This is a genomic window from Streptomyces sp. NRRL S-378, from assembly GCF_000720645.1.
GTDB lineage: Bacteria > Actinomycetota > Actinomycetes > Streptomycetales > Streptomycetaceae > Streptomyces.
This window is the reverse complement of sequence record NZ_JOBX01000210.1, coordinates 1-390: the sequence shown is the minus strand read 5'-3', so window position 1 is coordinate 390 and position 390 is coordinate 1. Positions and strand designations below refer to the sequence as shown.

Genomic DNA, 390 nt, shown 5'->3' with positions numbered 1-390 from the left:
CCGCCGACGGTCTTCAACTGCCCTTGCACACCCTGCGGCTTGATGTCCCACGACGTCATGGACGATCCACCCCCGTGAACCCGACTTCCCTACCGACCCACCCACTTGCTGATCTGCTGAAACGATCCTGCTCAGCCGATGTTGTCGACCGCGGCCTTCGCGCGCTGCAGCGTCTGACGCGCCGTCGCGTCGTTCTTCTCCAGCGTCGTGTTCAGCAGCTGAATGATGTTCTTGACCTCCTGCGAGGCGTTCTTCCAGCGCAGTTCCTTGGCGTGGTAGTCATCCGCCACACCGTCCGCCGCGAAGTCCGACATCGCCGCCGCCACCTGCGCCTCACGCGCAGCGATCACCTGCTCCAGCTGCCCGATCACCGCCTTGATACCGCCCTGC

At 64.4% G+C, this 390-nt stretch carries 1 protein-coding gene; it reads right to left on the bottom strand.

Translation table 11 applies throughout. The features are described from left to right. Window positions 1-131 precede the first annotated feature (131 nt). Window positions 132-390: pore-forming ESAT-6 family protein (locus IH80_RS0138530; RefSeq protein ID WP_030966579.1), on the bottom strand; the 259-nt coding region annotated here is incomplete at its 5' end.